Source organism: Bacillus sp. AF62 (assembly GCF_050312695.1).
Taxonomy (GTDB): Bacteria; Bacillota; Bacilli; order Bacillales; family Bacillaceae_G; genus Bacillus_A; species Bacillus_A cereus.
Genome location: NZ_JBNPJZ010000087.1, coordinates 51,862 through 72,889 on the forward strand (window position 1 = coordinate 51,862; position 21,028 = coordinate 72,889).

Sequence of the window (21,028 nt, forward strand, 5' to 3'; positions counted from 1 at the left end):
ATCTGCTTTTTTACGAAATCATTTGCAAAATAGCAATAACTTCTTTTTCAATTTCAGAATCATCAATTGCTTCTATATACTCTGGTTTAAAAAGTTGATACTTCTTTAATTGATAAAAATCAAGTATTGCTTTCTTTAAAGTAATATCGTACTGAATACAAAAAGAATGATCTATAATACGTCGTAACATCACATCATCTTGTACCATAAATAATTGTGCATTCATTTTATTAAAATAACCTTGTTCCATACCCGCTTCAAAAAACATTTGCAAATTATGATTACGATTTTGTTGTGCAGCGACTAATTGATCTGACAAATGCGGATATGCTTCTTTCAAATCTTGCAAAAAAACATCGGAAATATATGTCACACATTTTAAAGAGTGGATAAACGTCTTTTGGAAACGTTCTGCAAAAGACATGCTTTCATCTTGATTATCCGCATCACCTTCGAGTAGATAATTCATAAAATCCTCTACTACCGCCTCAATAATTTCATCTTTCGAAGAAAAACGTTTATATAAAGTAGCTTTACTAATATCCATATATTTCGCAATTTCATCTATTTTCAATTGGCTAAAACTCGTCTTTCTAATAACGGGCTTTATTTTATTAATATAAGTATTTGCACATGCGACTTTTCTCATTTAAAAGAGCCTCCCCTTTTGTCCATACAAAATAGTATAGCAAATTCACGAATGATTATAAATGAAGTTATTATACTCATTATGCTTTTTTAGTTTATTACATTTTCATATACTATACATAAAGAACTAGAATCCATTATCACCAACTGGACGGTTACAAACCAATTCTGAGGGGGGAATTTTAGGATAAAAATACCCACTACCTTTGTTAGTAGCGGGTACTTTTTCTATAATTTATTTACAGCCCTTTTTATAGCCTTACCTATTTCCACGCTCGACTGTGGATTTTGCCCTGTAATTAAATGCCCATCTACTACCACATGCGGCGTAAAATTAGGCGCTACATAAAACAAAGCTCCTTCTTCTTTCAACTTACTTTCTAACAAAAACGGAACGCGCTTTTCTAAATGTACAGCTTTTTCTTCATCGTTTGTATAACCTGTTATACGCTTACCGGCAACAAAAAACGAGCTATCCTTATTTTTCACACCGACTAAGGAGCTTACTCCGTGACAAACAGCCGCTACAATCCGGTTATTGTTATACATATTCTCAATCAAATTTGCTACATATGGATTACCTGGAAAATCTACAATCGCCCCGTGCCCACCACCAAATAAAACCGCATCATAATCCGAAAAATGAACATTTGAAATCGGCCTTGTATTTTGCAATAAAGAAGCTACGTACTTGAATTCACGAGGTATACCATTCGGAATAGACACTCTATCTATAGGTACTCTCCCGCCTTTTATTGACACAATATCAACATCAAACTTAGCCTTTTTAAATAAATGATAAGGAGCTGCGAGCTCTTCAAGCCACAAACCAGTCGGGTGTCCATTCATATCATGAGCACTTGTTGAAACTAACAGTATCCTTTTCAACTTATCCCCTCCTTATTACCTATTTATGTATGGAGTGTTCTTATCATTCATATAGCAAGTGAAGCAAACAAAAAAATAGCCGACTCTTTGTATAAAAGTCGGCTGCTTTCTTATAGTTCGAGCTCTCCCATACGAAGAAGCTCCACAACTGCTTGTGAACGTCCTTTAACCCCTAGCTTTTGCATTGCGTTTGAGATGTGGTTGCGAACTGTCTTTTCACTTATAAAAAGTTCACCTGCAATTTCCTTCGTTGTTTTATCTTGAACCAGTAATTCAAATACTTCTCTTTCTCTCTTTGTGAGTAAAGGTTTAGATTGATACGCTTTTTCCTTCAACTGGTATAACCCTCCTTGCTTAAGCCAGAGCTGTGTATGTGTAAGTTGGGTGTTTATTTAGTCAAGATATTGTATGAACGAAATGTGCAGGTGGTGAATGAAAATGGGCTTTATTTCCTATGTTATTTTAGACTTTTATACAGTGCGTACACTCCTTTTATCCACTTACTTTCCAACGCGCCATATTTGTTCTAGCAATATACTTACAACCGTACCTACAAATAAACCATTACCGAATATATATTGCATAACAGACGGCAAGGATTGAAGTGCTCCAGACGGTAAAAACATAACGCCGCTGCCAAATAATACTGCAACGCCTAAAATCGTTACATTCCTTTCACTCATCGGCACTTGTTTTATATTATTAAATCCAATTCCAATTAACTGTACGAACGAAGCCATTAAAACAGCCGATGCGACAGCAGATGGTAAAGATGCTAAGTAACGAATAATACTTGGAAAAAGAGACATTACGACTAGTAACGCACATGCCATTAAGAACGATCGTATATACTTTTGTTTTGTTAAACGTATAAATCCTGCCGTTGCTGGTAACGGAACGACACCTACAGTTGAAAATACAGCAGAGATGATATGTGAAATCCCCCCAACCCATGTTCCATCTTTCAACTGTTTTTGTTCAATAGTCGCTTTATGAATAGTTGCTTGATTAATTGCTATAATAGCTGCCACCGTATTCGAAACTAAAATACATACCATAACGAAACTTGACACAGCCATACCTGTATTCCATTTTGGAAGTCCCCAAGCAAATATATGTGGAAGTTGCACAAAATGAGTTACTTGAGATGGGATTGTCACTTTTCCTGCAATGAGAAAAATAATCCACCCACTAATTAATCCTATTAAAACTGCATAACTTTTGACAAAGCCTTTTCCGAAATTAGATAGTATAATAACGAACAAAAATATACTAAACGCGATCATTGCTGTAAATCCGTCGATTTGAGAAATAGTAGCTGTAATTCCTAACATTCCTTTTAAAAATACACCACTTAATTGTAAACATAATAAAAGTAAAAACGTCCCTGTCACAAGCGGCGTAAATAAAAATAAAATACGTCCTATAAAACCAGTTACTCCTAATCCTATTAAAATAACACCGGAGATTATCATTCCTAATTCTAAAATTTGCAGTGTACTATGTAATTGATCCTGTCCGGCCGTTGCATAAGCAAGTACGGTAAATACACCAACCCAAGACCCAGCCGGCCCATCCGCAATTGGCAGTCTATGCCCAAGCCAGCCTTGTAAAAAAGAAGATATACCAACTACAAAAAACGTACGCTGCATTAAATAAAATATTTCTTCCGTCGTAAGATGAAATAATCCGCCAACGACAATTGGTAGTGCGATTGAATTTGCTAATAAAAATATAAACCATTGCAAAGTTCCCATAATATGATTTTGGTTATGTTGATTGTCCAAAATTTTCATCCCTTCTAGCTTTCCTATAAAAAATATATTGTAAGAATAAAAAAGAAGAGTTCTAGACTTACCATTAGAACCCCCCTCAAAATATTTAAACGATTCTTCTACACAAGATTATTTAATTCCACCTCATTTAAAATTCCAACAACAATATTTCCTTTATACACGACTAAACGTTTTTCTGTTTGACGCGCTACTGCTTCAGCAGCGCATGTCGCATTTGTCAAAACAAAACTCGCTTCATCCCCTACATTCGGCCATACTCGCTTCCCTTTATTATTTAACGTTTCTTTTCCTCCTGTAATAAAGCGAAGTGCTTTTCCTAAAGACCTTTCGTCACTCCACCCAAAACGCTCTGCTAATCGATTCGCCTTTTGAAGCATATCACCTGTTCCAAACGGTGACCAATGATCTGTAATACTATCATTTCCTAATGAAACCTTAACACCTTTTTTATCTAATAACGGAATTGGGATTACTTGTTTACCAATTGGTACCGTTGAAGTAATATCAATATTTACATTTGCGAGTCTTTCTGCCACTTCTTCAGCCTCTTTATCAGTAACACCACCAAGTCCAAGTGCATGACTAATTGTTACACGACCTTGCCATCCTGCTTCTTCTGTTAAACTTGCCAATCTCTTCATCGTAAAGGTTCCAAGATTATTCGCATCATGCAAATGAATATCAACATCCGCATTAAATTCTACTGCGATATCCATAATTGTATGTAATGATTTTTCAATGTCATTATCCACTGTAGCTGGATCTACGCCTCCGACTAGATGAGCACCCATACGCATCGCATCTTTCACGAGTTGCACAGAATTACTGCGCAATAATCCATGTTGCGGAAACGCAACAATTCTACTAGACACTCGATTTTTATATGTTTCTAATGCCGCTAACGTCGCCTCCAAATTACCAAGCCCAATAATTGGATCAACATTACAATGCGTTCTAATATTCGTTGCACCATTTTGCAGTAGTAACTCTAGCATATTTTCCGCTCTATTTTGGGCAGTCGCTAATTGCTTTGGTAAAATTTTTTCTTCTTCATTAAAACGTGTAAAAATACTTTCTGCTGGCATACAAGCTTTCCAAGGACCACTATAATATGTCTTATCAATGTGAATATGCATCTCTTCGAAAGCGGGCAAAATTAATAAACGATTAGCATCAAGAATGAGTACCCCTTCCTCTTGAACAGTCCCTACTATAATTTTTTTAATTCGTCCCTCTTCAATAAGTAAACTACATAACTCTGTTTCTGTTTTTGAAATTCTCCCCTCTTCATATGTATACCCCGATTCAAGCGTTACATTAGTCAACCAATATACCGTCATCTCTATTTCCCCACCCTTTATTAAAAGTTACCTCTTACTATAATTTTAATATCAACTGAAAATTAAGACAATTAATATGACTGTTCCCTAAAAAAATGTCATACAACCTCATAGTCTCCTCATAGATTTCCATATAGAATAGAAGTATAGAGTTTGCTATAAAAAGGAGTGTATTGGAAGATGTCAAAAAGATTATGTAAATCCGAAACTGATAAAATGCTATTTGGTATATGCGGTGGTTTAGGAGAATATTTTGATATTAGCTCTACTCTCATTCGCATACTTTGGGTCATTGCAGTTTTATGTTTTGGGACGGGGTTTTTAGTTTATTTTATTTGTTTATTACTTATGCCACGCTCTTACTAATAACATTCTTTCATATATTTGAGCATAGTGTATACAAAATCCCCTATAGATTTTTCTATAGGGGATTTTTTCATGAAGAATATTTCATCGTTAAATGTAATACCGCCACTTCTTCTTCTTCATTTTTATAAATATGCTTCTTATTCGCTTCAAATTGAATGGAATCAAACTCATTTAATTCATATACATCATTCTCCACTTGAATAGACACTTTCCCTTTCATTACCGTTACAAGCTCAATCGCACCTTCATGATGAGCTTCTGGTTCATATATACTATTTGATCGTAAACAAGCACGGTGCATTTCCATCCCTGTTTCTTTCGTATAACGGAACATCGTTTCTAAATGCCATGCTTGTCCTACATCTACTGCAAATCCTTCTCCACAGCGCGCGACGGCTACTGGTTCTCCAAAAACCATTAATCTAGATAAAGGAATTGATAACCCTTTCGTTATTTTCCAAATGACAGCTAGCGTCGGATTTGTTTCCCCTCTTTCGATCTTTCCTAATGTTAATTTACTAACTCCTGTTTTATGAGCTAATTCTTCTAAACTTAATTTCTGTTCATTTCGAATTTGTCTCAATAACTGTCCAACTTGTTGAATGACTTCTTTCGTTTGCATATCTTCATTTTCTTTCATATATAAAACCACCTCAAAGTATAAAATAGTTTACTTTTATTAAATTAAAGTATATCATACTATACATAATTATTTATTTTCGAAAGGAGTGCTATACTTCATGCGCGCAATTTTATTAGGTCTTTTATCATCGGCCTTTTTTTCTGCAACCTTTATTATTAATAGAGCAATGAATGTATCTGGAACGAGCTGGGCTTGGACAGCTTCCTTCCGTTTTTTATTTGCTCTCCCTATTTTATTCCTTATCGTTTTATTTCGCAAAAACTTTAGGGGATTATGGAAAGAGTTAAAAAAACATCCATTGGCGTGGATCGGATGGGGTTCTGTTGCCGGTATTGGTTTTTATTCTTTATTAAGTTTCGCAGCTGTCTTTTCTCCAGCTTGGCTCGTTGCTGGAACTTGGCAAGTTACGATTTTAGCTGGTTTACTACTATCACCACTATTTTTTGTGAAAATAGAAACAAAATCAGGTACGAAACTTGTACGTGGAAAAATTCCACTTCGTAGCTTATATGTTGCTTTATTTATTTTACTTGGTGTAATTTGTATGCAAGCAACTGCCGCAGGCCATATTACAATGACTCAGTTCATTTCAGGTTTTTTACCTGTCGTATTAGCCGCTTTCTTATATCCGTTCGGTAACCGAAAAATGATGGAGCTTGTTGGCGGACGCCTTGATACGTTCCAACGTGTATTAGGAATGGCAATTGGAAGTCTTCCTATAACAATTTTGCTTGGTGTATACGGATTTTCTACTACGGGTATTCCAACATCTAGCCAAATGCTTCAAGGATTTTTGTTAGCATTATGTTCCGGCGTTATTGCAACGATGACATTTTTCTTTGCTACTGACTTAGCAAAAGATAACCTGGCTTTACTTGGAGCTGTTGAAGCAACACAAGCTGGAACGATGGTCTTTACCGTACTTGGAGAAATTGTTTTCTTGAATGGTTCGTTTCCTGGCGGGCTTTCCCTACTTGGAATGATTATTATTATGTTAGGAATGGTTGCAAATAGTATTTTAAACCGATCTATTCCAGCCGTTAAACAGAAAAAATCAGCATAAAAAAAGAGTATGGTTCTATAGAGATGAACCATACTCTTTTTTATTGTCCCCCTATTTCGCCTTATCAGAATAGTATTTCATTGGCTGTTTATACTAAAACGTATGTTATAATACGTTTCATGCGCATTAATAGGAGGTAAATTATGTTAAAAAAAGCAATCGCTGAATTTATTGGTACCTTTGTACTTGTATTATTCGGAACTGGAGTAGCTGTCACTGGCGGCGGAATCGAAGGAATTGGAACATTAGGAATCGCTATGGCTTTCGGCTTATCTATTGTAGCTATGGCATATAGCATCGGAACAATTTCTGGATGTCACATTAACCCAGCAGTATCAGTAGCTATGTTCATCAACAAACGCATGAACGCTATGGAACTTTGTTATTATGTATTAGCTCAAATTTTAGGTGGTTTATTAGGAACTGCAACGTTAGTAACAATTTTAAAATCTGCTAAAACACCTTTAGATAATTTAGGACAAAATGGTTTCGGAACTCTTGGTTTATCTGGAGCATTTTTAGTTGAGTTCATTTTAACTTTCGTATTTATTTTAGTTATCGTCGCTGTAACAGGTAAAAAAGGAAGTTCTTCTTTAGCTGGACTAGTAATTGGTTTCACATTAGTTTTAATCCACTTATTAGGAATTCCGTTAACTGGAACATCTGTTAACCCAGCTCGTAGTATCGCACCAGCTTTATTTGTTGGTGGAGAAGCACTTTCTCAACTATGGGTATTCATCGTAGCACCAATTCTTGGTGGTATCTTCGCAGCTATCGTAGGTAAATTCATTTTAAATACTGAAAAATAGAATTTTCAATATTTATGAATAAAAAAAAGCGAGCCCTCATTATGAGGAAGCTCGCTTTTTTATTCTTTCATTTTAGACTTTAAATTTGTAACTAATTGATCTACCGTTACATTTGCAAGCACGTTTTCCATCGCTTCTTGCGCTTGCATTAAAATAATTTCTAATACTGATTGAATATTAGCTCCTACTGGACATTCAATGTTGGGATTTTCATGGAAGGAAAATAGCTGTCCTTCTTCTACAACTTCCACTGCTTTATATACATCAAGTAATGTAATTTCTTCTAAATCTCGAGCAAGTGTCGTACCACCTTTACCAGCTTGTACATCAACAAGTCCTGCTCTCTTCAACATTCCTGTAATGCGACGAATCACAACTGGATTTGTATTCACACTACCGGCAATCCATTCAGAGGTACAGCGAGAGTTTCGATCTATCGCAAGTAATGTCAGCATATGAACACCTACTGTAAAACGACTACTAATCCCCATCTGCACACCCTCCTTTTTATTCATTCTATTAAAAGACGACTCTTATTATTATATACTATTTTTAATTTATACATAAAGAAAAAGCATGATTTCAATAGGAAATCATGCTTTTCTCTCATTATTGACGCTTTATAAATTTCGCTAAATCTTTAAATTTCACTTTATCTGAGTAATTCATTACGCCATTTACGTAAATGCGGCTTGTAACAGCATTTAATATCGCAATTGTCGCCAATAAGACTGCTAATGTTATCGTAATTTCTAGCATACCTGCTTCACCAGCTACAATACGTGAGAAGGTAACCATCGGTGTAAAAAATGGAACGTAAGAACTTACAACAACGATAGTACTATTCGGATCACTTAATGATTTAATACTAATGAAGAATGCAGCCATAATTAAAATCATTATCGGGAAAGATACAGCTTGTAAATCCTCCGTCTTAGACACGACAGCTCCAGCAGCAGCATACATCATTGCATAAAGTAAATATCCCGTAATGAAATAAACAAGAAACATGCTTACAACCTTTGCATCTAATTTCGTAAAGTCAATTGGAATACCCAATAGTGAGGCACTTTCTAAATCGACCCAACCTAACAAATATGGAATAAGATAACCACACGCCAATATGACAAGTTGCAATAAAGCCGTTGAAACAACCGCTAAAATTTTCGCATACATCATCGTAAGAGGTTTCACTTTCGGAAGCATTACTTCCATTACACGTGACGCCTTCTCAGATGCAATATTCATTGCGATTGTATTTCCGAACGCTACAATAAACATATATAAAGCAAATGTAAAGAAATAGGCAATTCCGAAAGAAGATGTACGATCTTTTATCGCTTCTTGCTTTACTTGAATTTCTGTTTGTAATTGCTGTGCAATTTCTGGTGAAACATTATTTTTGGCAATTGTCACCATCGTATATTGTTGCTTTAAATATCCTGCCATAATTGCAGAAGTTGCTTGGCTTGGAAATCCATTATACATATATGTAATCGATGGAGCCCCACCCTTTTCCGTCACATGGAATAGACCATCTAAATCGCCTTCTTCTACTTGCTTATGCAGTTTATCAAAATCATCCTTTGAACCAAGTGTTATTTTTGCTGATGGCAATAACTTATTTAGCTCATCTTTTTGTACTTTATATGTGGAACTCTCTACTACAACTGCAATTTTATCTTTATCCTTATTTTTATCATCGCCTGAAGTAAAATGATTAAATGCAAAAATCCCAAACACAACTAAAAATAAAATGGCACTCGTAATTAATGATTTTTTAGATAAAAATGCTTCCCTAAAATAAAATGAAAATACGTGAGAAAATTTACGCATCGTTATTTCGCCCTCTCTACAAAGATTTCATTTAACGTCGGCTCTAACATTTTGAATTGTCGTAAGCTAACACCTTGCTCTTGCAACTGTTGCAAAATCTTGAGAGCTTCCGCATCGTCTTGTACTTTCACATAAAGAAGGCCTTGTTGTTTTTCATACGATACATGTATAGCTTCTAATCCCTTTTCATTCTCTACTGTATCTTCAATCGTTAAATTACGGAAACCGTATTCTTTCTTAATATCACTTAGCTGTCCTTTTACGACTGCTTCACCTTTTTTCAAAATACATACATGTTGGCAAAAAGCCTCTACTTGTTCCATACGATGACTTGATAAAATAATCGTCTTTCCGCTCTGTACTTGTTCTTCAATAATACTAGCTAACATCCCGGCGTTAACTGGATCAAGGCCGCTGAATGGTTCATCTAAAATGAGAAGTTCCGGATTATGAAGAAGAGCAGCAATTAATTGGATTTTTTGCTGATTCCCTTTTGAAAGCTCTCCAGCCGTTTTAAATTTATATTCTGGTATCGCTAAACGCTCTAACCAATGATCAATAGCTTGATCTACTTCTTTCTTCGACATTCCTTCTAATCTACCAAAATATCGCAACTGATCTATTACTCTACTTTTTGTATATAAACCTCTTTCTTCTGGTAAATACCCAATTGTTACGCCACTATCCCCAAATGCTTTTCCATCCCACGTAATCGTACCTTCATTAGGCGTTAATAATCCGAGAAGCATTTTGATTGTTGTTGTTTTCCCTGCACCATTTCGTCCAAGTAATCCTAGTACTTCACCTTTTGGTAACGAAATTTGCAAACCGTTAACTGCTTTTGATTCCCCAAATTGTTTCGTTAAGTTTTGAATTTGTAAACTCAAAGTATAAAGCCTCCCCTTTAGTATCATTCGTACTCTCTTTCAAAGACTATGTTTATTCAAGAAAAAATATAGCACTACACTTCATCCTCTTATATGTAAACACCGTCATTAATCCATCATTTGTTCTATTTAGTTAAAATTGTAAATAACAAAACTCTTTTTGTCAATTATAATTGTCATTACGACAATAAAACTTGTCAAAATAACTATTATTATTTTGCTCATCTTTCTAATATAGGACATACTACTATATATATAAAAGACAATATGCAAATGTCCATATAAAAATATTATATTTTAATATATAATATAAAATGATTTTCTAACATCAAGGAGGGTACATATGAAGATGAAGAGGGGCATTACCACTCTATTATCTGTAGCGGTTCTATCTACATCACTTGTAGCATGTTCAGGAACACCAGAGAAAACAGTGGCGAAAGAAGAGAAAGTAAAATTAACAGAACAGCAATTAATGGCTGATTTATGGTATCAAACAGCTGGCGAAACGAAAGCACTTTACTACCAAGGGTACAATATCGGTCAATTAAAGCTTGATGCAGTTCTTGCAAAAGGGACAGAGAAAAAACCTGCTATCGTACTTGATTTAGACGAAACTGTTTTAGATAACAGTCCTCATCAAGCAATGAGCGTAAAAACAGGCAAAGGCTATCCTTACAAATGGGATGATTGGATTAATAAAGCTGAGGCTGAAGCCCTTCCAGGCGCAATTGATTTCTTAAAATATACAGAGTCTAAAGGTGTAGATATTTACTACATCTCAAATCGTAAAACGAACCAACTAGATGCAACAATTAAAAATCTTGAGCGTGTAGGTGCTCCTCAAGCAACGAAAGAACATATATTACTACAAGATCCGAAAGAAAAAGGAAAAGAAAAACGCCGTGAACTCGTTTCTCAAACCCATGATATTGTCTTATTCTTCGGTGATAACTTATCTGATTTCACAGGTTTTGATGGAAAATCTGTAAAAGATCGTAACCAAACAGTAGAAGATTCAAAAGCACAATTTGGTGAGAAATTCATTATTTTCCCGAATCCAATGTATGGCGATTGGGAAGGCGCTTTATATGATTATGATTTCAAAAAATCAGATGCAGAAAAAGATAAAATCCGTCGCAACAACTTAAAATCATTTGAAGTAAAATAAAAGAGGATGGCATTCGCCATCCTCTTTATTTTACTTTCTCTGTTAAAGGCAAGATAAACACTTCCACACGTCTATTCTTTGCCTTTCCTTCTTGTGTATCGTTTGGAGCAATTGAACGGTATTCTCCGTATCCAATCGCACTAAATTTTTCTGGTTGTAATTCTTTATTTTGCAGTAATACTTGCATAAAATTAACTGCCCGCTGCGTACTTAATTCCCAATTCGACGCAAACTGCGCATTCGCAATAGGGACATTATCCGTATGACCCGATACTGTAATTTCACGAGGTGACGCTGAAACAAGTAAGCTAGACATCTCTTTCGCAATCCCTAAAGATTCTAATTTCACATCTGCTTTCCCCGAATCAAACAGTATATTTTCTAATATTGTCACCATTAATCCCTTTTCAGTTAATTTAGTTTGAAAAGAAGAGGATAATTGTTTTTCATTAATATATTGATCAATCTTTTTTTGTAATGCTTTCAATTCATCCATCTCTTTTTTTTCTTTAGCTCTAGCTTCTTCTTGTTTTTTTGCTTGTTCTGCCTCAAGGCTACTTGCTGATAATTCTTTTTCCTCATTTGGCTTTTGATCACTTAAAAATTCTTTGTTACCTGTTCCCCCAGCTAATTCACTTCGAAAAGCAACTGCCATCTGTTTAAACTTCGCAGCATCTATACTACTCATTGCGAATAAAACGATAAACAATGCAAATAACAACGTTAACATATCAGAATATGGAATTAACCACGTTTCATCGATATGCTCATCATGTTTTTTCTTTTTGCCTCTTCTATTTTTCTTACTCCGCATTTTTTTCTGCTCCTTTTTCTAGCTTTTTACGCTCAGTTGCAGAAAGTGCACCTAAAATGCGGTTCTTCATAATAAACGGATATGTACCTTCTTGTAACATTAATAAACAATCAATGATTAAACGTTTTTTCTCAATTTCAGCTGAAGATTTTTGCTTTAACTTATTTGCAAATGGATGCCATAATACATAACCTGAAAAAATACCAAAAATCGTTGCAATAAACGCACCCGAAATAGCATGACCTAACTTTTCAATATCAGTTAAGTTACCAAGCGCAGCTACAAGACCGATAACAGCACCTAAAACTCCTAATGTCGGTGCATACGTACCAGCTTGTGAAAAAATAGCAGCTCCCTTTGCATGTCTTTCTTCAATTGCCTCTAATTCAGATTCCAAAATCTGCTCTAAATCTTCTGCGGATACGCCATCAATCACAAATTTCATACCGCGCAAAAGAAATTCATCTTGAATTTTGTCTAATTGTTGCTCTAAAGACAAAATACCGTATTTTCTACTTTCAGATGTCCAATGAACAAATAATTCTAGCAACTGTTCATAACTTAAATCCTTTTTATTTGAACCAAAAAGAACTTTAAATAGTTTTGGAACCCTTTTTAGTTGATTCATCGGAAATGCAATACATACTGCAGCAAATGTACCGATAAAAATAATTAATGCTGCGGCAGGATTTAATAAGGCTGTTACGTCAGCGCCCTTGACGACCATCCCTACTACCACTGCTAAAAATCCTAAAACAAGTCCAATAATTGTTGCAAAATCCATTCCCATTCACTCCTAGTCTATACAAGAAGTTCTTTATTCTCGATAATCGCTACATCTTCTTATGTATATATATTACATAAAAAATGCAATTCATGAAAGATAAGAAATGAATTATATAAAAAAATACTACAAATTCACACATTTTCTGACATTTTCTTTGCATTTCTATTACGTTATGACTCTTATATTCCTTTTCCAACAAACTAGACTTATAATAAAAAAACGCTACACATTTTATTAAGAAGGGACTGTGATTACAAGGCATTATGAAAAAGATAATAATTATTTCTGCCACTACTATTGTAATCGGTATCACATCTTTCACTTACTTTAGTTCTAAATCACCACTACATAATGAAGCGAAAGCTGTCGAAAGTCAAAAACATACTAACCACCCAAAAGAAGAGATTCCTGCTTTTCCAAAAGCTGATCATAATGCAAAGAAAATAGACAATAACTTTTCAGTTGTAACAAATCCAAAATCTAATCTTGTCTTAATTAATAAACATCGAAAACTACCAGATGGATACATTCCTGAAGACTTAACGAGACCAAACGTACCATTTGCTAGTCCAAAAGATAAAGAAAAAACATTGCTACGCAAAGATGCTGCAGAGGCACTTGAAAACATGTTCAAAGCTGCGAAAAAAGAAGGGCTTGATCTTACAGCTGTATCTGGTTATCGTTCATACAAACGCCAAAAATCGTTGCATGATACATACGTTAGGCGTCAAGGAAAAGCTGAGGCTAATTCAGTAAGCGCAATTCCTGGTACGAGTGAACACCAAACGGGTTTAGCAATGGATATTAGTTCAAAAACAGCTAAATTTCAATTAGAGCCTATTTTCGGGGAGACAGCAGAAGGAAAATGGGTCGCGGAACACGCTCATGAATTCGGCTTTGTCATTCGTTACTTAGAAGATAAAACAGATACAACAGAATATGCATATGAACCATGGCACTTACGCTACGTTGGTAATCCATACGCTACATACCTATATAAACATCACTTAACATTAGAAGAAGCGATGGAAGACAAAAAATAAGAGAGCAAATTGCTCTCTTATTTTTCTTTCACTCTATCATTGTAGTAATTTCTTCTTCCATTCTTCAGGCCATGGTTCGCCTCTTCCTGTTTTTTTCGACGCTTGAACCATCATTCCACGACCTACTAAACAAACCTCTCCTTCTGCATTCTTCACCATATAATGTAGATCTAAAGAAGAGTTCCCAACCGATCCTGCCTTTACATACACCTTCAACTGTTCATCAAAATATATTTGCTTAATAAAATTACATTGTAAATCCGCAACAACGATCATCGTTTCTGATGATGCATGTGTCCACTCTTGCATAAATCCAAGTTCTTTAAACAACGCGATACGAGCTTCTTCAAAATAAGTAAAAGCAACGACATTATTTACATGTCCAAACATATCTACTTCACCAAAACGAACCTTTACAGGATTGTAAAATGAAAAACCACTTTCCCATTTCTCGAAGTCTTCAATATAAGAAATTCTCTTCAACGCTATCTCCCCTTCCTGCCAAAAAAACAGAATAAACTGAAAAATGAAGTTATAAATATTGCCCCTTCAAGATGAAGAGGCAATATTTATTAATAGTTATTATCGCTACCAAAGAAATCTTTGAACGATTGAATTGTTGTATCACGGTTTAATGCCGCAATTGAAGTTGTTAAAGGAATACCCTTCGGACATGACTGCACACAGTTTTGAGAGTTACCACAGTTTGCTAGTCCTCCATCTCCCATAATTGCACGTAAGCGATCTGCTTTATGCATTTCACCCGTTGGATGTGAGTTGAATAAACGAGCTTGTGATAACGGCGCTGGTCCAATAAAGTCAGACTTACTGTTTACGTTTGGACATGATTCTAAGCAAACACCACATGTCATACATTTTGAAAGCTCATAAGCCCATTGACGCTTTTTCTCAGGCATTCTTGGTCCTGGACCTAAGTCATACGTACCATCAATTGGAATCCAAGCTTTAACGCGTTTTAGAGCATTAAACATGCGACTGCGGTCAACTTGTAAATCACGTACAACTGGGAATGTCTTCATCGGCTTTAAGCGAATTGGCTGTTCTAATTGGTCAATAAGAGCCGTACATGATTGACGTGGCTTTCCGTTAATAACCATCGAACATGCACCGCATACTTCCTCTAAGCAGTTCATATCCCATGCGATCGGAGTTGTTTGGTTTCCTTTTGAATCAACAGGATTACGACGAATTTCCATAAGCGCCGAAATAATATTCATATTAGGACGATATGGAATTTCAAACTCTTGGTCAAACTCTTGTGCATCTGGTCCATCTTGTCTCGTAATGATGAGGCGGATTGTTTTCTCAGACATGTTGTTTATCCCCCTTCTCTTCACCCTTAGCAGCTACATCATGTTTTGAAGAATAATCACGTTTACGTGGTTTAATTAATGAAACATCAACGTCTTCGTAATGGAATGCTGGTGCATTTCCTTCTCCTTCAAATTTTGCCATAGTAGTTTTTAAGAAGTTTGCATCATCACGATTTGGGAATTCAGGTTTGTAATGCGCCCCGCGGCTCTCATTACGGTTATATGCGCCAATTGTAATAACACGTGCTAACTCAAACATATTTGCAAGTTGACGTGTAAATGAAGCACCTTGGTTACTCCATCTCGCTGTATCGTTAATGTTAATACGTTTGTAACGATCCATTAACTCTTCAATTTTCGCATCTGTTTCTAATAACTTTTTATTTTCACGAACTACTGTAACGTTATCTGTCATCCATTCTCCAAGCTCTTTATGAAGAACATATGCATTTTCATTACCATCCATCGTTAAAATATTGTTAAATTTCTCTGTTTCGATTAATTCATTTTGCTCATATACAGTAGATGAAACAGCATCTGATGATTTAGAAAGACCTTTCATATATTCAATTGCGTTTGGTCCTGCTACCATACCACCGTAAATTGCTGATAATAGTGAGTTTGCACCAAGGCGGTTACCACCGTGCATAGAATAATCACACTCACCTGCTGCAAATAAACCTGGAATACTAGTCATTTGCTTATAGTCAACCCATAGTCCACCCATTGAATAGTGAACAGCTGGGAAGATTTTCATTGGTAGTTTACGAGGATCATCCCCTGTAAATTTCTCATAGATTTCAATAATTCCACCAAGTTTAATATCTAGTTCTTTCGGATCTTTATGAGAAAGATCTAAGTACACCATGTTTTCACCGTTAATACCTAGTTTTTGCTCTACGCAAACATCAAAGATTTCACGCGTTGCGATATCACGAGGTACAAGGTTTCCGTAAGCCGGATATTTTTCTTCTAAGAAGTACCATGGTTTACCATCTTTATATGTCCAAACACGTCCACCTTCACCACGTGCAGATTCACTCATAAGACGTAATTTATCGTCTCCAGGAATTGCCGTTGGGTGAATTTGAATGAACTCACCATTTGCATAATATGCACCTTGTTGATATACAGCAGAAGCTGCTGTACCTGTATTAATAATGGAGTTTGTTGATTTTCCGAAAATGATACCAGGGCCCCCTGTTGCCATAATCACGGCATCAGCTCCGAAACTTTTAATCTCCATAGTTTGTAAGTCTTGTGCAACGATTCCTCGGCACACACCTTCATCATCAACAACAGCTCGTAAGAAATCCCAGCCTTCATATTTCGTTACAAGTCCTGCTACTTCGTGACGACGTACTTGCTCATCTAATGCGTAAAGTAATTGCTGTCCAGTTGTTGCACCAGCAAATGCTGTACGGTGATGTTGCGTTCCACCAAATCGACGGAAATCAAGAAGTCCTTCTTCCGTACGGTTGAACATAACACCCATACGGTCCATTAAATGAATGATACCAGGTGCTGCTTCACACATTGCTTTAACTGGTGGTTGGTTCGCTAAGAAGTCCCCACCATAAATTGTATCGTCAAAGTGGATCCATGGAGAATCCCCTTCACCTTTCGTATTTACGGCACCGTTAATTCCGCCCTGAGCACATACAGAATGTGAACGTTTTACTGGTACTAAAGAAAACAGTTCAACATTTACTCCTGCTTCTGCCGCTTTAATCGTTGCCATTAAGCCAGCCAAGCCACCGCCGACTACTATAAGTTTCCCTTTCATGCTCTCCCACTCCTTACTGATTTGCTAGCTGTGGATCGATGAACGCTAATAATGCACTCACACCTACATAAGATAGACCTAAGAAAATAGCTAATGTTACATAAGTAGAGATTCTTTGTGAACGTGGAGATACTGTAATTCCCCAGCTGATGCAGAATGTCCATAGTCCATTTGCAAAGTGGAAAATTGTTGAAACAACACCAACTAAGTAGAATGCAAACATAGCTGGATTGTTTAAAATATCTGCCATCATATCATAGTTTACCTCTTTACCTAACATTGCTTGAATACGAGTTTCCCAGACGTGCCAAGAAATGAAAATCAGCGTAACGATACCTGAAATTCTTTGGAAAACGAACATCCAGTTACGGAAATAACCGTAAGAAACCGCATTGTTCTTAGCTGTAAATGCAATATATAAGCCATATATAGCATGGTACAGTATCGGTAAAAAGATGATGAAAATTTCTAGCGCATACCGGAATGGAAGGAGCTCCATAAAGCCTGCAGCTTTGTTAAAAGCCTCTGCTCCTCTTGTTGCAAAGTTGTTTACAATTAGATGTTGCGTCAAAAAGACACCAACCGGGATGACCCCCATTAATGAGTGCCACTTACGAAACGTATACTCGCGGCCTTTCATGTCCCCATTACCCCCTTGAATGTTTGACTGCTGTTTTCAGATTAATTTATAACAATAATGTTTTTTCACTATTGGCATAAGAAAAACTGAAAAAATTATTCGAAATATTTCAGCATAATTTGATAACAAGTTCATTTTACCCCTATTTTTGTCGAAGCGTCAAGAAAACGTATACATAATTTGCATATAATTTGGCAATTCTTTTTTTCTTCTTAGATATTCAGATTTCCCTAAAGAAAAATCTGTTTTTATAAATGAAAAATGTTATATAATAATCCCTATAGAAAGAGGGGAATATTGTGAGTAAAAATACAATCGATATAACATCTTTAGAAGATGTTTCATTGAACGCCTTCGCTTATGAATTGCTACGTGAAGAATTACTACCTGATTTAATCGGCAACGATTTAGATGGTATTTTATACTGGTCTGGTAGAAACCTTGCAAGAAAATATCCGCTAGAAACAATTGAAGAAGTCATTCAGTTCTTTGAAAAAGCTGGCTGGGGCACTTTAAGCATTATTGAACATAAGCGTCGTGAAATGCAGTTCCAACTTAAAGGCACACTCATTGCAGAACGTCAAAAACAAAAACGACATTCTTCTTATCAACTAGAAGCTGGATTCATCGCTGAACAAATTCAAAAGCAACGGAACGTCGTTGCAGAGTCATACGAAGAAAAGAAAAAACGTTCTGACTCTATTACATTTCTTGTAAAATGGGATATAAAAGATCTCATTGAAGTGTAAGCATTACCTACAGTCAACTAGACATATCAGTTTAGTTGACTTTTTTGTATTTTCATTCAGATGCATTTATTTTAAATCTTCAGAAATTATACCAAAAAACAGAAGACGTTGTAAACTACAACGTCTTCTTATCTGTTAAATACGTATAAATCGTCTCCGCGACATTTTTCGGCATACCCGCTTCGACAAATTCCTCTATAGAAGCTTCTTTCATCTTCTTTAATGAACCAAAATGTTTTAACAATACCTTTTTCCGTTTATCACCTATTCCTGGAATGTCATCCAATGCTGATTGAATGACAGATTTCCCATGTAATTGACGATGGAATGTAATCGCAAATCGATGCACCTCATCTTGAATACGCTGCAATAAATAAAATTCTTGGCTATTTCTCTCAAGCATCACAGGTTCCGGTGGGTCCCCAATAATTAAATGGGAGGTTTTATGTTTATCATCTTTCACAAGACCTGCCATCGGAATATATAATCCGAGCTCATTCTCTAGAATATCACTTGCAGCCGCTAGATGGCCTTTTCCTCCATCAATAATAATCAAATCAGGTAAAGGTGAATTTTCTTTAAGGGCCCTTGTATAACGGCGCCTCACAACTTCTCTCATAGACTCATAATCGTCTGGTCCTTGAACCGTTTTAATTTTATATTTTCGATACTCTTTCTTCGCCGGTTTCCCATCGATAAAAGCAATCATTGCAGAAACAGGATTTGTTCCTTGAATATTTGAGTTATCAAACGCTTCAATACGATACGGCGTTTCAATCCCAAGCTGCTTCCCTAAATGATCTACTGCTTTAATCGTTCGTTCTTCATCACGTTCAATTAAGTAAAACTTCTCTTCAAGAGCAATTTTCGCGTTTTTATTTGCTAATTCTACAAGGTCTTTTTTCTTACCACGTTTCGGCTGTGTCGCTTCTACTTCTAAAAAGCGCTCTACTAATTCCGAGTCTATACTTCCTGGAACGACAATTTCCTTCGGCTTAAAATGACTACTGTTTTCATAAAATTGGCCGATAAACGTTAAAAAGCCCTCTTCTGGTTCATCGTAAATTGGAAACATAGAAACATCACGTTCAATTAGCTTTCCTTTTCGAACGAAGAAAACTTGAACACACATCCATCCTTTATCCACTGCATATCCAAACACATCACGATCCACTAAGTCACTCATAATCATCTTTTGTTTTTCCATAATCGCATCAATATGAGCAATTTGATCACGCAACTCTTTTGCACGTTCAAACTCTAGTTTCTCTGAGGCCTCATACATTTTTACTTCTAATTCTGAACGAACTTCTTTATGTCCACCATTTAAAAACTTAATAATTGCATCTACAATTTCTTTATTTTGTTCTTCCGTCACTTCTTTCACACACGGCGCTAAGCATTGACCCATATGATAATACAAACAAACTTTATCTGGCATATTCGTACATTTCCGAAGTGGATACATACGATCTAGCAGTTTTTTCGTTTCATGAGCAGATTGTGCATTTGGATAAGGACCAAAATACTTTCCTTTATCCTTTTTTACATTTCGAGTAATGAGTAAGCGCGGTTGCTTCTCCGCCGTAATTTTAATAAAAGGATATGTTTTATCATCTTTTAATTGAATATTATATTTCGGATCATATTTTTTAATTAGATTTAACTCTAAAATAAGTGCTTCTAAATTCGAAGAGGTTACAATATATTCAAAATCAACAATTTCTCCTACAAGCCGCAGTGTTTTCCCATCATGTGAACCAGTAAAGTACGAGCGCACACGATTTTTAAGCACTTTTGCCTTTCCAACATATATAACCGTTCCTTGCTTATCTTTCATCAAATAACAACCAGGTTGATCTGGTAAAATAGCCAACTTCTCTTTCAAATGTTCGTGCACTCGTCTCCCTCCATTTCTACATACTTAGCATTTTTATTTTCCCTTGAAAACATACTATGCTCAAACACCCAACATACGTTCTTTTATTGTAACGGAAAGACTGTAAAAAAGAAAATAAAAAAAGCTACCAACTGGTAGCTTTTTTATTTTAGAAATGTTTAGAAACTAATTCTACTAACGCTTCTTTCGGTTTGTAACCTAACGTTTGATCAACTACTTTACCGTCTTTTAATACGAAAAGAGCTGGAATGCTCATTACTTCGAATTGACGAGCAGTTTCTTGGTTCTCATCAACATCTACTTTTACTACTTTTACTTTTTCGCCTAGTTCTGCATCGATCTCCTCTAATACAGGAGCGATCATTTTACAAGGTCCACACCAAGGTGCCCAGAAATCTAATAATACAACACCTTCGCTAGTTTCAGCTGCGAAGCTTTGGTCATTTGCGTTTACAATTGCCATTTTATTTCCTCCTTCAAGTATATTCTACCAAGAGTATATCATTAACTTATATACGTGGCGAA

The 21,028-nt window shown here is 35.8% G+C and carries 23 protein-coding genes; 6 read left to right on the forward strand and 17 right to left on the reverse strand.

The features are described from left to right. Nucleotides 1-10: 10 nt before the first annotated feature. From ACQRBL_RS22500 to ACQRBL_RS22520, 5 genes are all read right to left on the reverse strand, one after another. The gene (locus ACQRBL_RS22500) at nt 11-649 is read right to left on the reverse strand and encodes a TetR/AcrR family transcriptional regulator (RefSeq protein ID WP_029443378.1); all 639 of its coding nucleotides are present in this window, start codon (nt 647-649) and stop codon (nt 11-13) included. 227 nt (nt 650-876) lie between these two features. Further along, entirely contained in the window at nt 877-1,497 is a 621-nt protein-coding gene (locus ACQRBL_RS22505) for a type 1 glutamine amidotransferase domain-containing protein (protein WP_411996257.1), read from the reverse strand. A gap of 149 nt (nt 1,498-1,646) precedes the next feature. Then, nucleotides 1,647-1,871 (reverse strand): spore germination transcription factor GerE, encoded by a 225-nt coding sequence (gene gerE, locus ACQRBL_RS22510; RefSeq protein ID WP_000659484.1) that lies wholly within the window; start codon nt 1,869-1,871, stop codon nt 1,647-1,649. Between the two features lie 165 nt (nt 1,872-2,036). Next, nucleotides 2,037-3,332: a purine/pyrimidine permease gene (locus tag ACQRBL_RS22515; RefSeq protein WP_000697130.1), complete on the reverse strand. Its 1,296-nt coding sequence runs from the start codon at nt 3,330-3,332 to the stop codon at nt 2,037-2,039. A 98-nt stretch (nt 3,333-3,430) separates the two neighbouring features. After that, on the reverse strand, nt 3,431-4,672 hold the full coding sequence (locus ACQRBL_RS22520) for an amidohydrolase family protein (protein WP_411996252.1): 1,242 nt from the start codon (nt 4,670-4,672) through the stop codon (nt 3,431-3,433). 180 nt (nt 4,673-4,852) lie between these two features. Between ACQRBL_RS22520 and ACQRBL_RS22525 the strand changes: the two genes are divergently transcribed. Next, nucleotides 4,853-5,038 (forward strand): PspC domain-containing protein, encoded by a 186-nt coding sequence (locus tag ACQRBL_RS22525; RefSeq protein ID WP_000044337.1) that lies wholly within the window; start codon nt 4,853-4,855, stop codon nt 5,036-5,038. Between the two features lie 70 nt (nt 5,039-5,108). Here the strand turns inward: ACQRBL_RS22525 and ACQRBL_RS22530 are convergent, their stop codons facing one another. Continuing rightward, nucleotides 5,109-5,681, reverse strand: a complete 573-nt coding sequence (locus ACQRBL_RS22530; protein WP_000661921.1) for a helix-turn-helix domain-containing protein — start codon at nt 5,679-5,681, stop codon at nt 5,109-5,111. Between the two features lie 100 nt (nt 5,682-5,781). Between ACQRBL_RS22530 and ACQRBL_RS22535 the strand changes: the two genes are divergently transcribed. Then, entirely contained in the window at nt 5,782-6,747 is a 966-nt protein-coding gene (locus tag ACQRBL_RS22535; RefSeq protein ID WP_001201639.1) for a DMT family transporter, read from the forward strand. Between the two features lie 143 nt (nt 6,748-6,890). Then, nucleotides 6,891-7,556, forward strand: a complete 666-nt coding sequence (locus tag ACQRBL_RS22540) for an aquaporin (protein WP_000913213.1) — start codon at nt 6,891-6,893, stop codon at nt 7,554-7,556. A gap of 59 nt (nt 7,557-7,615) precedes the next feature. Here ACQRBL_RS22540 and ACQRBL_RS22545 read toward each other — a convergent pair whose 3' ends face one another. From ACQRBL_RS22545 to ACQRBL_RS22555, 3 genes are all read right to left on the reverse strand, one after another. Further along, the gene (locus ACQRBL_RS22545) at nt 7,616-8,047 is read right to left on the reverse strand and encodes an Rrf2 family transcriptional regulator (protein WP_000512998.1); all 432 of its coding nucleotides are present in this window, start codon (nt 8,045-8,047) and stop codon (nt 7,616-7,618) included. Nucleotides 8,048-8,165: 118 nt separating this feature from the next. After that, the gene (locus ACQRBL_RS22550; RefSeq protein ID WP_023523128.1) at nt 8,166-9,392 is read right to left on the reverse strand and encodes an ABC transporter permease; all 1,227 of its coding nucleotides are present in this window, start codon (nt 9,390-9,392) and stop codon (nt 8,166-8,168) included. A gap of 2 nt (nt 9,393-9,394) precedes the next feature. Next, the gene (locus ACQRBL_RS22555) at nt 9,395-10,279 is read right to left on the reverse strand and encodes an ABC transporter ATP-binding protein (RefSeq protein WP_000058130.1); all 885 of its coding nucleotides are present in this window, start codon (nt 10,277-10,279) and stop codon (nt 9,395-9,397) included. A 343-nt stretch (nt 10,280-10,622) separates the two neighbouring features. Here ACQRBL_RS22555 and ACQRBL_RS22560 point away from each other — a divergent pair, with 343 nt between their 5' ends. Next, on the forward strand, nt 10,623-11,450 hold the full coding sequence (locus ACQRBL_RS22560; RefSeq protein WP_000782772.1) for a 5'-nucleotidase, lipoprotein e(P4) family: 828 nt from the start codon (nt 10,623-10,625) through the stop codon (nt 11,448-11,450). A 25-nt stretch (nt 11,451-11,475) separates the two neighbouring features. On the opposite strand, the gene motB is transcribed toward ACQRBL_RS22560, so the two are convergent. Together motB and motA are read right to left on the reverse strand one after the other, a co-directional pair. Then, complete coding sequence (gene motB / locus ACQRBL_RS22565; protein ID WP_001256741.1) at nt 11,476-12,264, reverse strand: flagellar motor protein MotB; 789 nt, start codon at nt 12,262-12,264, stop codon at nt 11,476-11,478. Then, the gene (motA, locus tag ACQRBL_RS22570) at nt 12,254-13,048 is read right to left on the reverse strand and encodes a flagellar motor stator protein MotA (RefSeq protein ID WP_000344862.1); all 795 of its coding nucleotides are present in this window, start codon (nt 13,046-13,048) and stop codon (nt 12,254-12,256) included. The genes motB and motA overlap by 11 nt, the downstream gene beginning before the upstream one ends. Before the next feature lie 266 nt (nt 13,049-13,314). Here motA and ACQRBL_RS22575 point away from each other — a divergent pair, with 266 nt between their 5' ends. Beyond that, complete coding sequence (locus tag ACQRBL_RS22575) at nt 13,315-14,094, forward strand: M15 family metallopeptidase (protein ID WP_023523129.1); 780 nt, start codon at nt 13,315-13,317, stop codon at nt 14,092-14,094. 36 nt (nt 14,095-14,130) lie between these two features. On the opposite strand, the gene ACQRBL_RS22580 is transcribed toward ACQRBL_RS22575, so the two are convergent. The 4 genes from ACQRBL_RS22580 to sdhC all read right to left on the reverse strand — a co-directional run bounded on the left by ACQRBL_RS22580 (nt 14,131) and on the right by sdhC (nt 17,854). Then, nucleotides 14,131-14,577 (reverse strand): acyl-CoA thioesterase, encoded by a 447-nt coding sequence (locus ACQRBL_RS22580; RefSeq protein WP_000822727.1) that lies wholly within the window; start codon nt 14,575-14,577, stop codon nt 14,131-14,133. Between the two features lie 89 nt (nt 14,578-14,666). Then, on the reverse strand, nt 14,667-15,428 hold the full coding sequence (sdhB, locus tag ACQRBL_RS22585) for a succinate dehydrogenase iron-sulfur subunit (RefSeq protein ID WP_001291830.1): 762 nt from the start codon (nt 15,426-15,428) through the stop codon (nt 14,667-14,669). Beyond that, nucleotides 15,421-17,214 (reverse strand): succinate dehydrogenase flavoprotein subunit, encoded by a 1,794-nt coding sequence (gene sdhA / locus ACQRBL_RS22590; RefSeq protein WP_000676743.1) that lies wholly within the window; start codon nt 17,212-17,214, stop codon nt 15,421-15,423. The genes sdhB and sdhA overlap by 8 nt, the downstream gene beginning before the upstream one ends. A 13-nt stretch (nt 17,215-17,227) precedes the next feature. Beyond that, nucleotides 17,228-17,854 carry a succinate dehydrogenase cytochrome B558 gene (gene sdhC / locus ACQRBL_RS22595; RefSeq protein WP_000678354.1) on the reverse strand — a complete coding sequence of 209 codons (627 nt, stop codon included), beginning with the start codon at nt 17,852-17,854 and terminating at the stop codon, nt 17,228-17,230. Nucleotides 17,855-18,153: 299 nt separating this feature from the next. Between sdhC and ACQRBL_RS22600 the strand changes: the two genes are divergently transcribed. Beyond that, nucleotides 18,154-18,603 carry a YslB family protein gene (locus ACQRBL_RS22600; protein ID WP_000042214.1) on the forward strand — a complete coding sequence of 150 codons (450 nt, stop codon included), beginning with the start codon at nt 18,154-18,156 and terminating at the stop codon, nt 18,601-18,603. Between the two features lie 115 nt (nt 18,604-18,718). On the opposite strand, the gene uvrC is transcribed toward ACQRBL_RS22600, so the two are convergent. Continuing rightward, nucleotides 18,719-20,503, reverse strand: coding sequence for an excinuclease ABC subunit C (uvrC, locus tag ACQRBL_RS22605; RefSeq protein ID WP_023523130.1), 1,785 nt, complete (start codon nt 20,501-20,503; stop codon nt 18,719-18,721). 148 nt (nt 20,504-20,651) lie between these two features. Next, a complete protein-coding gene (gene trxA / locus ACQRBL_RS22610; RefSeq protein WP_001018944.1) occupies nt 20,652-20,966 on the reverse strand; it encodes a thioredoxin in 315 nt (104 codons plus the stop codon). Nucleotides 20,967-21,028 lie beyond the last annotated feature (62 nt).

Excerpts from the sequence above, each read along its gene's own strand:
- ACQRBL_RS22500 (WP_029443378.1), bottom strand. The coding sequence starts at position 649 with ATGAGAAAAGTCGCATGTGCAAATACTTATATTAATAAAATAAAGCCC.
- ACQRBL_RS22505 (WP_411996257.1), bottom strand. The coding sequence starts at position 1,497 with ATGAATGGACACCCGACTGGTTTGTGGCTTGAAGAGCTCGCAGCTCCT.
- ACQRBL_RS22515 (WP_000697130.1), bottom strand. The coding sequence starts at position 3,332 with ATGAAAATTTTGGACAATCAACATAACCAAAATCATATTATGGGAACT.
- ACQRBL_RS22520 (WP_411996252.1), bottom strand. The coding sequence starts at position 4,672 with ATGACGGTATATTGGTTGACTAATGTAACGCTTGAATCGGGGTATACA.
- ACQRBL_RS22525 (WP_000044337.1), top strand. The coding sequence starts at position 4,853 with ATGTCAAAAAGATTATGTAAATCCGAAACTGATAAAATGCTATTTGGT.
- ACQRBL_RS22530 (WP_000661921.1), bottom strand. The coding sequence starts at position 5,681 with ATGAAAGAAAATGAAGATATGCAAACGAAAGAAGTCATTCAACAAGTT.
- ACQRBL_RS22535 (WP_001201639.1), top strand. The coding sequence starts at position 5,782 with ATGCGCGCAATTTTATTAGGTCTTTTATCATCGGCCTTTTTTTCTGCA.
- ACQRBL_RS22540 (WP_000913213.1), top strand. The coding sequence starts at position 6,891 with ATGTTAAAAAAAGCAATCGCTGAATTTATTGGTACCTTTGTACTTGTA.
- ACQRBL_RS22545 (WP_000512998.1), bottom strand. The coding sequence starts at position 8,047 with ATGGGGATTAGTAGTCGTTTTACAGTAGGTGTTCATATGCTGACATTA.
- ACQRBL_RS22550 (WP_023523128.1), bottom strand. The coding sequence starts at position 9,392 with ATGCGTAAATTTTCTCACGTATTTTCATTTTATTTTAGGGAAGCATTT.
- ACQRBL_RS22560 (WP_000782772.1), top strand. The coding sequence starts at position 10,623 with ATGAAGATGAAGAGGGGCATTACCACTCTATTATCTGTAGCGGTTCTA.
- motB (WP_001256741.1), bottom strand. The coding sequence starts at position 12,264 with ATGCGGAGTAAGAAAAATAGAAGAGGCAAAAAGAAAAAACATGATGAG.
- motA (WP_000344862.1), bottom strand. The coding sequence starts at position 13,048 with ATGGATTTTGCAACAATTATTGGACTTGTTTTAGGATTTTTAGCAGTG.
- ACQRBL_RS22575 (WP_023523129.1), top strand. The coding sequence starts at position 13,315 with ATGAAAAAGATAATAATTATTTCTGCCACTACTATTGTAATCGGTATC.
- sdhB (WP_001291830.1), bottom strand. The coding sequence starts at position 15,428 with ATGTCTGAGAAAACAATCCGCCTCATCATTACGAGACAAGATGGACCA.
- sdhA (WP_000676743.1), bottom strand. The coding sequence starts at position 17,214 with ATGAAAGGGAAACTTATAGTAGTCGGCGGTGGCTTGGCTGGCTTAATG.
- sdhC (WP_000678354.1), bottom strand. The coding sequence starts at position 17,854 with ATGAAAGGCCGCGAGTATACGTTTCGTAAGTGGCACTCATTAATGGGG.
- trxA (WP_001018944.1), bottom strand. The coding sequence starts at position 20,966 with ATGGCAATTGTAAACGCAAATGACCAAAGCTTCGCAGCTGAAACTAGC.